Genomic DNA, 14,126 nt, shown 5'->3' with positions numbered 1-14,126 from the left:
GTAGCATCGGACGATGAAGCATAGGACGATGAAATACAGCATAATTGAAATGAAGGGATGATTATCATGACAGTTTTTGAACAACGCAAGGCATATCTTACAAAGCAATACGAGGAGCTAATCTCTCGACCTAACGCTCCACTTGAAGGTGGCAACGGAATTTTTGAACGCTATCAGCATCCAATTCTAACAGCGGCACATGCCCCGCTGCATTGGCAATACGATTACAATCCGTCAACCAATCCATATTTTATGGAGCGGCTTGGAATCAATTGTGTATTCAATCCTGGCGCGATCTATCTTAACGGTAAATATTACGTCGTCGCTCGCGTAGAAGGCAATGACCGAAAATCATTTTTCGCAATAGCTGAGAGTGACAATGGGGTTGACCATTTCCGGTTTTGGGATGCCCCACTCCTACTGCCAGAAACCGATGAGCCGGATATCAACGTATACGATATGCGCTTAGTACAGCATGAGGATGGTTGGATCTATGGTCTGTTCTGTACAGAGCGTAAGGACCCTGATGCCGCTCCTGGTGATCTATCAAGCGCTATTGCGCAATGCGGCATCGCTCGTACAAAGGATCTAAAGTCGTGGGAACGTCTTGCCGATCTAAAAACACGCTCCAATCAGCAGCGTAATGTCGTGCTTCATCCAGAATTTGTTGACGGCAAGTACGCGTTCTATACTCGCCCACAGGATGGCTTTATCGATACAGGCTCAGGCGGAGGCATCGGCTGGGGCTTATCCGATAGCATCGAGCAAGCAAAGATCGATGAAGAAATTATTATGGATGAGCGCTATTATCATACGATTAAAGAAGTAAAGAACGGTCAAGGCCCTGCTCCGATTAAGACAGATAAAGGCTGGCTTCATATCGCTCATGGTGTTCGCAACACTGCGGCCGGCTTGCGTTATGTTGTCTATCTATTTGTTACGAGTCTCGAGGATCCCTCTAAGGTGATTTATGCGCCAGGTGGGCATCTGATCGCACCGCAAGGAGAAGAGCGTGTCGGTGATGTATCGAATGTTATCTTCTGTAATGGTGCTGTCGTGAATGAGGATGGTAAGGTGTTTATCTACTACGCCTCATCCGATACGCGCTGCCATGTTGCAACTTCCTCGGTTGAGCGGCTGCTTGATTACGCAGTCAATACGCCCCCAGACGGGATGCGCTCCTACGCTTGTGTTCAGCAAAGACTAGCGCTTATTGAGAGGAATGCTAGCTTCGTATAAATTCCGTTAGTATGAGTAAACCGCTACAATCATGGTGTAGTTTCAATTGCTGTTGTTCCCAGATTTCAAAGATAAACAAGGGTAGAAATCCGGGAACAAAGGCAACCGCTCCGCTTTTCCACTATCACCATGTTTTCCGCTTCTTCGAAGCTAGACAATGCTTCCGCAAGTAGTACTCAAGCTTGATTGCATTACCAAGTGGGAAAGTTTAAGACAAAAGCCGGTATTAAGTATCACATCCTCATACCGGCTTTGCTAATTTAAATGAAATACTATTGGAAGCTGTACACCTTTACCATTAACGTGGAATGTTGTGTAACATATCGCCTGCTGGCCATCTGATCGAATCTCATCAAAAGGAACCAAACTATCTTTGTATATGACCATTCTATCTTCCGGAATTCCCGCTTGATCTAATCGAGCTAGCTTTTCGAATTCAGCAATAACGATACTATGTTTTGAACCTGCATACTCAACTATATCGTTCTTATCCATTTGCTTAAACAACTTCATAAAATCGCTTGCTAGTAAAAGAGGTTCGTTTTTCGGATGGTCTGGTTCAATTATGATACTTATTAATCCGTCATCCTCTATACGGTAGCTTTTTGTCATTCGTTCATCATCAATAGAATAAGAAACGGTGAAGGATAAAAACGTTGTCTTTGCTGATCCTTCAAATGCTAATATTCTAAATGCAGAAATATATACGTTATTCTCAATAAATTCGGAAGATAAATCATCATCTAGCATTAATGCAGGCAGCATCCATTTAGAAAGTCCACTATCTTCATTTGATATTTCTAGCCCAGGCAGCTTTAAGCTATGAGTTTGTACTGAATTTTCGCTATTGTCGAGGTTAGTAGCTATCATAAAAATATTGCTAATGACAGCAGCACAGTAATTAAAAAATATACAGGTTTATATCTTCTCATATAAGTTTACCTTTGCAGGCTAATTTGTTCGATAGGTGAAGCAATTTGGATTTGCAGTATCAATTCGGAAGATTCATTGGTAAGCATATTTACCCACATATAGCTTTTATCTGAGCCTTGCCACATGATACTTTCATTCTTTTCGGCTGATGCTGCAGCACTGTCCAAGGTATTGAAATTAGTAGAACGAGGCTCTGGAAAGGATTCTTGTATAACATCCTTTACCGCTAAGCCAAGCTCATCGAATAGCTCTTTTTCACTCGTAATAAACAAGTACGCACCAGATACCAATTGATTCTCTTCAAAGTTATAGATGATATGCTGTTGAATTGAATCATCTAATGGCAGCTTGCCCTTAACAAGCAATCGATCTTTGTCGTCGATCTGAATGCCGGTCAATTGTTTTTGCTGAATCACTCCTTCTTTAGATATTAGCCACGGAATCTCTTCAATTACAAAAGTGTTATCCTTATGTACCGTTTCTAATAGAGGCCTTACGACTTTATAAAGTGAAGTAGAAGCCTTCTTATTGGACTCATCACCTGAGCTATTACATCCGCTGACAACTAGCAAGGTAAGAACTACTGCTAGTATACAGAGCAATAATTTTTTAGAATGACGCAAACCTGATCACTCCTCGGGAATATAACACTCCATCTTACTTTAAATTCCATATTAACATATGCCGTTTCAAGATATGTCTTTCCCTCATAAGTGGTGAGTTTTTAAGCATTTCTACTTGATATCAGCCCTATTTTACGTATTAATTTGATATGTTATTCTCAATTTATGGTATTATAAGTAAAGTTTCGTGATGGGAGGAAATGATTTGAATCGGATCAGAGAAAACAAGTGGATGATAGGATGCATTGCCATGGCTATCGTTCTCCTTATTGTTTCGGTGAATAGTTTTACTTTACATAAAAAAATGGATGAACTTAAGAAGGAATACGTAGGTAATCTAAACCATGAATGGTATGAGCTTTATCGCATGTCTGAAACGGTAGAAAAACACTATATAACGAACGATTATCAAGAACCTACAAGATATCGATTGTTTGTGAATCAAGTAGCCCATAATTTTACAGGAAGACCAGATGATTTATCAATAAATATGAGAAATCTGCTAACACTAGCGTATGACCCTTTATTCCTGGATTTATCCCTTGAGGAAGGTCCCTTAAACAAAGAGGAAGCTTCAACATTACTTAAAGATATGAATGATGACATCATGCTTATTAGCCGAAGCATAATTGATATGCCAGACGATGAAAAAGAGAATTTGCTGCTGGATCCAACATCATCGGAATTTAATAAAGTAAGTACAGAAGTTAAGGCTGCCTATCATAAATATATTAAATTAGTAGATGACTACTTTAGGAATAATAAATATTAAACCTTGCAAAATTATTGAAGTACTCTGTGTAAAAACTGATATAAACAAGCGGTGACATCTAGCTTACTTATCAGGCGACAATAGTAAGGGGCTGCCAAGGTCATATTTAATGACATTTGACAGCCCCTCATGCTTACTGATGCATTTTAGCTGTATCGAGCTTAAGCGAGGTCGATTCGCGATATATGATCTCACTTTTAACAAGCAGCTTCACGATGGGCTCATCCTGATGCTGCAGACGATTCAGTAGACGCTCAACTGCTTTTTTACCGAGCATTTCCTTCGGAACGTGCACAGTCGTAAGCGGCAATTCATTCGTGTAGGAGTCTTCAATATTATCAAAGCCGGTTATTGAGAGCTGCTCAGGCACGTCAATGCCCCGCTCCTTCAATACGTCCATTAAGCTCAGCGCAATCGTATCGTTAGCACATATGATTGCCGTTGGCAGCTGCTTAAGACGAACCAGCCATTGCTTAATTTGCTCTGTAAAATGAGCACGTTCATAGCCCTCCAGCGTCAGCAAACTACGTTCAAGCCAAGGATAGATTTGAGTACGATGCTCGGGCTTCGCATAATAATGCGCTTCAACTGCTGCCCGGTAGCCAAGGTACCGATCATAAAAGCTGCGAGAAAAGTGAATATTGCCGAGAAACGCAATATCCTCCCTTCCCGTTGTAAGCAACTGCTTAGTTAATCGATGCACTGCCTCGAAATTGTCTACGAAGATGCTGTCGAGCGGAATAAGATCATCCTCATGATCGACAAGCACCATTGATATGCCTAATCTGCGAATATCGAGCAGCATGGCTGATGATATCTCCCCAACGCCAATCATCCCCATAATTCCATCTGGGTTAATTAAGCCGGTGAGACGTTCTGCATTCTGCTCTGACAGTATCGCCATTCCGATATCACGCTTTTGCAGCTCTGCCGAGATGCCATCGAGTATTCTCCCCCAGTAGAGCGATTCCTTCGTTTGGAAGCGAATATTCGGCATAAGTACGAGCACCGATTGCTTCGAGGAGCTTGAATCCGTACGTCTCGGCTCCGACTTCATCTGTTTTGATACAGGACGTTGAGCAAAGTACCCTAGCTGAGCTGCTGCGTCAAGCACTCGCTCCTTCGTCGCTTCACTAACGCCTCCTTTACCGGACAACGCCTTTGATACAACAAATTTTGAAACACCTAAATAATTCGCAATTTGCTGCATCGTAACCTTTTTAGCCATCTGTAACATACCACCTTAATGCTGTTGTAGCTCTCTAGCTTCCTTCCAGCGTGCATTATATTCCTCGAAAATTTCTTCTAAGCTCGGTGCGGCTATCCATTCCTGAATGTAGAGCCCCGACCAAAACGTAATGTGAGCTGTAGATGCGATCTCGAGCAGCTCATCACTTGGAACCTGTCGCTCGACAGGGATACTGCCATAGGATAGAAATTCCTTATATTGCTCTAGTGACGGCTGCTTCGTCGTATCAATAGGCAGAAAGCCTGAATCATCAACAAACCCCGACTCGTGAATAAAGTAATCTACCCATTTCACAGCCAAGTCCTTGTGCTCACTGTACCTGCTGACCGCTACGAACCAATCTGGATTCATTGGAGAATAGATCGGCTTTTCATTACGATACGGAAATGGGAAAAATCCAATCATGTCTGGGTCTGCTCCGAGCGAGATGAGCTGAGTAATAACCCAGTTACCGAGCAGATACATGCCTGCTCGACCTTCTACGAATTCAAGCTTCGACGCTTCCCATTGATTCGAAATTAACGAGCGTTCAACAAACCCTTTATCGATTAGCGTCTTCACTATCGAAATACTCTGTCCCCATTCGTTGTCGATCTGCCACGGCGCATCAGAATCTACAAGCGAATTTAGATACCCTGGGTCACCATTCATTATACTAACGAGCTCTTCTCCCCAATTCATAAGCGGCCACTGGGCTCCATAATTCAAGTACAGTGGTGTAATTCCTGCGTCCTTCAGCTTCTGACATACTTCATAAAACTCATCAAGCGTCGTCGGCAGCTTATCAATTCCCGCTCGCTCGAACGCCCTCTTGTTATAGACAATTCCTGTCGAGGAAGCCCCTGCAGCAATGCCATAGCGCTTGCCTTTATATGATTTATAATCGGCAAATCGTATGTTTTCAAACAGTGTTTCGGGTAATGGTTCGAAATATTGCGGTAAATCCTCATTTTTCATATGATTAGGAATCAGCAGTACGTCCCCATAATCCTGCGTTGATAGCCGCGCCGATATATCTGACACATAGTTGGTTAACCCCTCGAAGCTTAGCTTCACATTAGGGTGCACCTGCTCAAATTGCTGTGCATATAGCCCAAAGCCCCCATTATCGATAAGATCCACTCGGTTAGTAAGAATGTGAAGCGTTATAGGCTTTGCTGTGGTCTCCTCTTCCTTTATTAGCTCAATTGGAGCCTCTCGAGGCGTCTCCTGCTTTAGGCAGCCGTTCAGCAGAGCTAACAACAGCAATATGAGCAGCATAGAGGAAATTACTTTACGCATAGCTTATCGCTCTCCTTTCTACAGGAAGCAATATCACAACCTCAGTACCACACCCTGCAGTGCTGTTAACATACAAGCCATAACGATGTCCATACTGAAGCTTTATTCGCTCATTTACGTTTTTCAAGCCGATCCCACCTGCGTCTTTTCTGTCTCCATCATCCGAGGAGCTATTAGCACGCAAGCCTGCATTGAGCGCAGCTAGCCTTTGCTCGTCAATGCCAATACCATTATCGGAAATGATAAGCGCAAGCTGCTGCTGCCTAAGCTCAGAACGAATCGTTATGACCATCGTTTCATTCAAATCATCTAGACCATGATAGATCGCATTTTCTACAATAGGCTGCAGCAAGAGCTTCATCACTGTTTTGTTTAACAGTTCCTCGTCTATTTTACAGATCAGCTCAAACCGATCGGGGTAACGATAATTAAGCAGCTCAACATAATGCTGTACATGTAGCAGTTCATCCTTCAGCACCGTGTGCCCATCCAAATCGCCTATGCTGTACCGCAGCAGCTTACCTAAGGTTGCGATCATATCTGCGGTTAAACTATCGTCATTCATCTCGGCGCTCATTCGAATGGTTTCTAGTGTGTTATACATAAAATGTGGGTTAATCTGATTTTGCAGCGCCTGCAGCTCAGCTTTATTTTTCTTCGTCTCCATGTCATAAATATCTTGAATCAGCTGATCCAGTCGTACCGTCATTCGGTTAAATTGACTTCCTAGCATCCCAACCTCATCACGATATTTAACTGGGAACTTGACTTGGAAATCCCCCTCCTGCACTCGCTTCATTAAACGGGCCATCGTGCGCAGCGGTCGAGTAATCGCAAGCGATAAAAAGATAGCAACGATGATAGAGATGACAACCGCTATCGCTGTTGTAATCCAGATCACCCGCTTCACCGCAGTCGTCTCACTCGTTAACTCTCGTACAGGAATTGAAGTAATGACCTTCCAGCCTGTGCTCTCTGAGGTGGAATAGATGTTCAGCCACTCATCATCGTTCTCAGCACGATAAAAGCTGCCATGCTCTAGCCTCGCTTCTCTAATCAGCTCTTGATCACTTCGATTGCTAGCGATCCATTGCTTTTGACTATCGTAGATTACATTCCCCTGCTCATCAACAATTAACGAGGTCCCCTTTGTCACCTGATCGAGCTCTATCATCTGATCATCGACGACACTGATCGCTGCATCAATCGCAATTAGACCAATAGGCTGCAGGCTCCGGTCCATAATTTTACGAACGACGGTGAAGGCGTATTTCTCCGATTGCAAATTACTTATGTATTTTTCAGTATGCAGCAAAAGCGCTTCTCCTCTAGACTGCTCCAGCTCAGACATCCAATTATGATAGCTTTGCTCGAGATTGTTACGAATGCCTCCTGAAACGATAGAATAATAGCTGTTGCCATAGGAATCAAACAAATATACCGAATTAGCGCCTCGCTTAATTGAGTTAATAAAGCTAAGCTCGCCCTCTATCGCACGCTGTATCGAGAGCAGCTGAGAGAAATTGTTCGGCATCACCTGCTTCTCTCCCTCGTGCTGACGTTCAGCGTAATAAGCATTGGAGCGAATGAGATTCTCTTTAATATCATCCATATAGACAGGAATCGAGGAGATGCTAACCATATCCTCAATATAATCATCGATACGAACCATCATACTTTCCTGCATCTTCATCGAGTAAGCAATCGTCTTCTCCTCGATCGATTGCGTATACTTTTCAGAGGAATAATAGCCAATAATAAACAACGGAATCGACACAAGCACAATGAACGAAAGCATGAGCTTGCGATCCATTTTCATGTCACCTACACGCTGCTTAACGCTCACGATGATATCCCCCTATACGTATACCTTATTACTGCTAGATGGCTGGCATCACATTGCCACCATTTACAGGAATATACGCCCCAGTAATAAAGCTTGATAAATCTGATGCAAGGAATGCCACTACATTAGCGATTTCTTGATCTGTACCTCTACGCTTCAACGGTACGGATGAGCTATAGCCTTCATTGACCTCTGTCCCTGACGCTCGGTCTCGATCACTGATCGTCCAGCCAGGTGCAATCTGATTTACTGTAATCGCGTGTTCTCCAACCTCTTTGGCCAATACGCGATATACTCCGTCCATACCTCGTTTTCCAGCTACGTATGCCGATTGCGTAGGTGCGTTCTGCATCGCGCACTCCGTATTTATACCAATGAAACGTCCTTCACCCTTCGCGATCATATCTGGGATAAATGCTTTAGCCAAATATACGCTTTGCATCACACAGGAATCGAATTGCCCTTGATAATCCTCTGGGGCTTGCTCTAGAATAGATGTCCATTGATACTGTATAACCGCATTGGCAACGACGATATCTACTGTGCCTATCTGCTCAGTGATCGCAGCTTGCATCGCTTGAATGTGCTCAAGCTTCGTAATATCTGCTTGTACCGTTATTGCCTTTACATTCAGTGCTTCCAGCTCTTCCTTCAATTCTTTCGCCTTAGCAGCATTTGAGTTGTAATGGATCACGATATTCGCGCCACACTTTGCGAGGGTACGTGCCATCACGCGGCCCAAATCCCCTGTAGCACCTGTAATTAATGCGGTTTTACCCGATAGGTTTATATTCATCGTCATTCCCCTAACTATTAGTTTTGTTAGCTTTTATGCTACCATAATCACTAACATTTATCATGCATTTTATTTTTATTAAAGCTTTTTGACCTCTACTATATATGTCCTAATCATTGCACAATAAAAAAGCTATCCTCACCTCGTATAAGTGAAGATAGCCTGAAATTATTATATATAATTGCTGGTTACTGTAGAAAATATAGCTAGAGCTTGAGAAGCGCAGCGTACGTAGTTGGTACGTGAGCATCGGAAAGCTCGGCTGAATTCAAGATTCGATGTCGAGTAACATCTTGTATTTACTTCGTTATAAAATTCGAATTTTTTAGCTTCATCTAAACGTGGATATTAAGAGCAAATATAACAATTGCCACAGTCACAATACTAATTAACGTTGAAACAAATACTGCCTGAGACGCAAATTCCTTCTCATTATCAAACTCGACTGCTAGCAGCACACTACTCAAAGAAGTCGGTACAGCAGATGATACGATGAGCGCTGCTGCCGTTATGCCCTCTATGCCAAGCAGCGTCACGACTGCCCATGCAAGCAGCGGACCTCCGATTAACCGAAGCACACCTGAAATACTTACATCAATCGCAAGAGAACGAGAGATCTTCCATTCCATCTGACCAAGCTGTACACCCAGCGTTAGCAGCGCAGTCCCGATAAAAGCATCCGACACATAATTAAGCGGTGTTTGAATCGGATCGGGAATTGGTACCTCAAACCCTCGAAGCAAAAATGCTAACGGAATGACGTAGATGACCGGCATCCCAATAATCGTCTTCCAAACATCCTTCATATTCGATTTATGTGAGTTCACACTATAGATTCCGTAGGTGTTAGGAATAAGCGATTGAAACATCATAATAATGATCTGTATGCCCAGCGTTTCCTTATTCCCAGCAAAAGCGAGCTGGTTAAGCGGTATGCCATAGTTGGCACTATTATAAAATAGAACACTATTGCGCATTGCACTTCGCATCGTTGGTCTATAGCGTCTTAAGCGAACGACGAGCTCCACGAGCAAGTACTGTAGTATCATAAAGCTAAAGAAGAATAACAACACCTTGCCGATTAAATCCATAGCAATAGGTGTTTCATAGAGCAGGGTAAATATAACAGCAGGCGAAAAAAGATAGAAATTCAGCTTAGAGAGTGTTTTGATATCTAGATGGAAAATCCTTTCCAGCAAAATGCCGATGGCAATCATAATTGACATCGGCATAACATTCGTTAATAAGATATGCAAAAATATACTCATTAACTTTTGCTCCCTACTTCACGCGATAAGGCATGATGAGTTCATCAAGTGGCTTGCGAGGAGTTGGTTTATTCGCTTCATGAAAGGATTCGTCTAGCTGCTCTAAACTGCCCGGTTTACCAACTGCAATAACGATTTGTGGATGAAGCGATGCTGGCATTGCAAGCTTCTCTTTCGCTGCTGCTTTATCAAAGCCGCCCATTGCTCTTGTTGACAAGCCTAGCATATTAGCCTGTAAGGCCATCGCCTGCCAAGCTGCTCCCGTATCAAAGGCATGCATCCCATATTCCTTACCCTCAGCGGTAAGGGAGTCTGAAGCAAGCAAAATATAAGCCGAAGCATGCTGGCTCCAAATCAGGTTGCGAGGCATGATGAATGACTGGAATAAAGATTTTTCTTCTTCAGTAGCTGCGATAAAGAAACGCCATGGCTGAAAATTATTCGCTGATGGTGCATATTGCCCTGCTTCAAGGATGGCATACAGCTCCTGCTGAGATAGCGTATAGGGCTGGAATGCACGTGTCGACCAGCGATTCACAAAAAGAGGATTTACTCCATGCTGCGGCTTGCGAGCCTGAAGCACATCCGCATTGTAGTTTCCGTTTTGGTTACTCATATAATTTCCTCCTTGTAAGTACGTGTTGAACAATCGGGCTTTCGGTCTAGTAATCAAAGCCCGCATTATCTTCCTGAATTAGTCGGGCTTTCAGTACCGAGAAGATGGAACGATACTAGAAAACGAGGAGCGCAGCGTACGGTTTTGGTACGTGAGCTACAATGTTTTCGTAGAAAACATCCTTCGTAAGCAAGCACGGTAGCGTTCCATATTCGACGTCGAGTAAGCTCCCATGATATACATCGTAATCAAAGCCCGCATTATCTTCCTGAATTAGTCGGGCTTTCAGTACCGAGAAGATGGGATGATACTAGAAAGCGAGGAGCGCAGCGTACGGTTTTGGTACGTGAGCACCAGAGTTTTCGGTAGCGTTCCATATTCGACGTCGAGTAAACTACGAAGGTTTACCTCGTAATCAAAGCCCGACAAGCTATACTATATCACTTAAACAAATGAATCAACAACACTCCGATAAATGCAAGACACATTCCGCCCAGCTCTAGCTTCGTAAATGGCACTTTCACGATAAAACGGGAATAAAGTAAAATAACGACAACATTCATCGCAATAATAGCAGATACAAGTCCCGTCATACCGATGCCAAAAGCCTGCATACTTAAGATCATGCCCACTGAATTTGATATACCGACAGCAAGACCGATACTGAAGGTACGCTTGTTGCTATGCTTCGCCGGCTTAGCAGCTGGCTTACGTGCATTCAGGAGGAACATTAGTGCAAAGCAGCTTGCACCCGTTACAAACATCGTCGTAAGCGTAGGGAACATGCTAGCCCCTTCCATCGTAGCCCACTTCGTCGTCAGGTCATTACCTGCAAAAAATAGCATGGTCAATATGCCCCAATGCGCCCCTTGAAGATTGCGCAGTGACAGATCATTCGAGTAACGGATGACGAGTATCCCGCCAACAAGGATAGCAAAGGCAACCCATTGCATAGCGTGCAGCTTTTCTCCCCATAGCAGATAAGCGACGAGCACAACGACAACTGGTGGCAAAGCCGTTAATATCGCAATCAATGACGCCTTGCCCACAACAAACCCTTGATACATACATGTGCTTGCCAGGAAAGAGAACAGTCCCATCTGCAAGCCAATCCACGTAGCAGCATTCCACTCGGCTCCAGTTACGGCAGCAGCAACACCGTTAATAATTGCCCCTGATGCGAAAACTCCGCATAGCATTAAATTACGGTTTAGCCCAAGATTACTAGTCCAGTGATAGAGGCTTCCCCGTACCCCAAAAGCAATTGCTGAAAATAAAGCAAATAACAACCACATATTGTATTCCTTTCTATGATGGCAATGATGACAGACATATGGCTCTATTCTATCGCTGACTGCGGAATGTTTCAATGAATTGTTGTATTTGCCAACTGTGACACGATACAATCTATCTAAACGGTTGTTAATGCTAGAGAGGAGTTTTAATAGATGAAAGCTTTTAATATTAACGAGCAGCTTATGCTCGGTGTGTGCTATTATCCAGAGCAATGGCCAGAAGAAATGTGGGAAGATGATATGATCCGTATGAAGGAAACGGGCATATCACTTATTCGAGTGGGAGAATTTGCTTGGTCAATATTTGAACCTACGGAAGGCAACTACCAGTTTAAAGATTTTGATTATATGCTTAGACTCGCTCATAAGCACGGGTTAAAGGTTATTATCGGTACGCCAACGGCAACTCCACCTGCATGGCTAACTGAGAAATACCCAGAGGTATTGAATGCAACAGTAGAAGGTCATCTACTGCATCACGGACTGCGTCGTCATACGAACTATACAAGCACGACCTATCATCGCCTCAGCGCTGCGATAACGGAAGCGCTTGTGCTGCATTATAAGGACAACCCTGCAGTTGTTGGCTGGCAGCTTGATAATGAATTTAACTGTGAAATTGGCGAATTTTACAGCGAGTCTGATCATGAGGCTTTCCGCGAATGGGTGAAGCAGCGTTATGGCACGCTGGAGAAGCTGAATGATGCCTGGGGTACTGTATTTTGGAGCCAAACGTACTCGAGCTGGAGTCAGGTTCATCTGCCAAGGCTTGTGCCCGGAGGTAAGCAACCGAATCCGCATCTTGCTTTAGATGAGAAGCGCTTCATATCTGACAGTGTGATTGCTTATGCAAAAATCCAAGCTGATATTATTGCTGAGCATGCACCTCATCATTTTATTACAACGAACGGCTTGTTCGGTCACCTTAACAGCCATCAGCTTACAAAGGAGCTGCTTGATTTTTTCAGCTATGACTCCTATCCTCAATTCTCGACTATAAATACCGATCCTAAGGAAAAACGACCATTATATGATCGCTCCTGGAGCTTGACGTTAAGCACGGTTCGCTCGATATCTCCTCAGTTTTGCATTATGGAGCAGCAGGCTGGGCCAGGCGGATGGGTGAACAAAATGGATATGCCGTCTCCAAAACCAGGTCAGCTGCGTCTATGGAGCTATCAATCCATTGCGCATGGCGCTAATCTTGTCGTTTATTTCCGTTGGAGAACTGCGACCTTCGGTCAAGAAATATACTGGCATGGCCTAAATGATTATGGGAATACACCCAATCGAAGAGTGGCAGAGGCTGCTAAGGTCGGTAAAGAGCTTCAGCTGCTTAGCGATCAGCTTGCAGCGACGACCTATCAAGCCGACGTTGCGATTGTAAGAGATTATAATAATGAGTGGGATGGCGAATACGATGTATGGCACGGACCTTTTGGCTGGAAAAGCGGTAAAGAATGGTTTAAGGCGCTAACCCGTAAGCATATTCCTAGTGATGTATTGTATATGAATGAAGAAACGACACTCGCAGAGCTGCAGCGCTATAAGCTGCTCGTCTACCCGCATCCTGCGATTATGTCAAAGGCAACTGCTCAGCTGCTTGAAGCTTATGTGGTTGCAGGCGGGCATATTGTATTTGGCTGTCGCTCAGGTTATAAGGATCAACGCGGACATTGTTATATGCTGCCATTCCCTGGTGTTCTCAGTACGCTTACTGGAATAACGCTTGAGGAATATACAGTATTAAAGGGTACTCGACCAGCTACAACGTTGACCTGCAGCGATCAAAGCACACTGGAAGCCGCTCATTTCAATGAGATTATACAGCCGGTTTCAGCGACTGTTGATGTGCTTGCTGTATATGATCAGGATTATTATAAAGGAAAGCCAGCACTTACACAGAATCGCTTCGGTAAAGGTACTGCAACCTATTATGGCTCCGTGTTTTCAGAAGAAGCTGCACATTATATTTTGCAGCAGCTCGACGTAGTGAGCACTCCCGCTCCATGGCTAGATCTGCCAGAGCAGGTTGAGCTTGCACTGCGCGGCAATGAAGAGGAGCAATACTACTTCTTGCTTAATTATAATGAGCAGCCAGCTGAGATTAGCCTTCATGAACCAGCTGTTGACATGATTACGAATCAAACGCTACAAGGGGATATTATTCTGGAAGGCTATGATGTACTCATCCTGCGCAAGGCGTAA

At 43.7% G+C, this 14,126-nt stretch carries 12 protein-coding genes; 3 read left to right on the top strand and 9 right to left on the bottom strand.

Annotated elements, in window-relative coordinates; translation table 11 throughout:
* The first annotated feature begins 66 nt into the window (after window positions 1-66).
* On the top strand, window positions 67-1,239 hold the full coding sequence (locus NSQ99_RS21780) for a glycoside hydrolase family 130 protein (RefSeq protein ID WP_340839081.1): 1,173 nt from the start codon (window positions 67-69) through the stop codon (window positions 1,237-1,239).
* Window positions 1,240-1,494: 255 nt separating this feature from the next.
* On the opposite strand, the gene NSQ99_RS21775 is transcribed toward NSQ99_RS21780, so the two are convergent.
* Both NSQ99_RS21775 and NSQ99_RS21770 read right to left on the bottom strand, forming a co-directional pair.
* The gene (locus NSQ99_RS21775) at window positions 1,495-2,109 is read right to left on the bottom strand and encodes a hypothetical protein (RefSeq protein ID WP_340839080.1); all 615 of its coding nucleotides are present in this window, start codon (window positions 2,107-2,109) and stop codon (window positions 1,495-1,497) included.
* Between the two features lie 68 nt (window positions 2,110-2,177).
* Complete coding sequence (locus tag NSQ99_RS21770; protein ID WP_340839079.1) at window positions 2,178-2,795, bottom strand: hypothetical protein; 618 nt, start codon at window positions 2,793-2,795, stop codon at window positions 2,178-2,180.
* Window positions 2,796-3,000: 205 nt separating this feature from the next.
* Between NSQ99_RS21770 and NSQ99_RS21765 the strand changes: the two genes are divergently transcribed.
* Window positions 3,001-3,567 carry a hypothetical protein gene (locus NSQ99_RS21765; RefSeq protein WP_340839078.1) on the top strand — a complete coding sequence of 189 codons (567 nt, stop codon included), beginning with the start codon at window positions 3,001-3,003 and terminating at the stop codon, window positions 3,565-3,567.
* A gap of 133 nt (window positions 3,568-3,700) precedes the next feature.
* Here NSQ99_RS21765 and NSQ99_RS21760 read toward each other — a convergent pair whose 3' ends face one another.
* From NSQ99_RS21760 to NSQ99_RS21730, 7 genes are all read right to left on the bottom strand, one after another.
* Complete coding sequence (locus NSQ99_RS21760) at window positions 3,701-4,795, bottom strand: LacI family DNA-binding transcriptional regulator (protein WP_340839077.1); 1,095 nt, start codon at window positions 4,793-4,795, stop codon at window positions 3,701-3,703.
* A gap of 15 nt (window positions 4,796-4,810) precedes the next feature.
* Complete coding sequence (locus tag NSQ99_RS21755) at window positions 4,811-6,097, bottom strand: ABC transporter substrate-binding protein (RefSeq protein ID WP_340839076.1); 1,287 nt, start codon at window positions 6,095-6,097, stop codon at window positions 4,811-4,813.
* Window positions 6,090-7,943: a sensor histidine kinase gene (locus tag NSQ99_RS21750; RefSeq protein WP_340839075.1), complete on the bottom strand. Its 1,854-nt coding sequence runs from the start codon at window positions 7,941-7,943 to the stop codon at window positions 6,090-6,092. Before NSQ99_RS21750 ends, NSQ99_RS21755 begins: the two co-directional genes overlap by 8 nt.
* A 34-nt stretch (window positions 7,944-7,977) precedes the next feature.
* Complete coding sequence (locus NSQ99_RS21745; RefSeq protein WP_340839074.1) at window positions 7,978-8,739, bottom strand: SDR family NAD(P)-dependent oxidoreductase; 762 nt, start codon at window positions 8,737-8,739, stop codon at window positions 7,978-7,980.
* A gap of 335 nt (window positions 8,740-9,074) precedes the next feature.
* Entirely contained in the window at window positions 9,075-10,007 is a 933-nt protein-coding gene (locus NSQ99_RS21740; protein WP_251671516.1) for an AEC family transporter, read from the bottom strand.
* Between the two features lie 13 nt (window positions 10,008-10,020).
* Window positions 10,021-10,623 (bottom strand): nitroreductase family protein, encoded by a 603-nt coding sequence (locus NSQ99_RS21735; RefSeq protein WP_251671515.1) that lies wholly within the window; start codon window positions 10,621-10,623, stop codon window positions 10,021-10,023.
* Window positions 10,624-11,063: 440 nt separating this feature from the next.
* Window positions 11,064-11,918 (bottom strand): EamA family transporter, encoded by an 855-nt coding sequence (locus NSQ99_RS21730; protein WP_251671513.1) that lies wholly within the window; start codon window positions 11,916-11,918, stop codon window positions 11,064-11,066.
* A gap of 153 nt (window positions 11,919-12,071) precedes the next feature.
* Between NSQ99_RS21730 and NSQ99_RS21725 the strand changes: the two genes are divergently transcribed.
* Window positions 12,072-14,126: a beta-galactosidase gene (locus tag NSQ99_RS21725; RefSeq protein ID WP_340839073.1), complete on the top strand. Its 2,055-nt coding sequence runs from the start codon at window positions 12,072-12,074 to the stop codon at window positions 14,124-14,126.

The sequence above is a fragment of the Paenibacillus sp. FSL W7-1287 genome (genome assembly GCF_038004245.1).
In the GTDB taxonomy this organism is placed as follows: Bacteria; Bacillota; Bacilli; order Paenibacillales; family Paenibacillaceae; genus Pristimantibacillus; species Pristimantibacillus camelliae.
The sequence above is the reverse complement of the archived record's forward strand: the minus strand, read 5'-3'. Positions and strand labels throughout refer to the sequence as shown.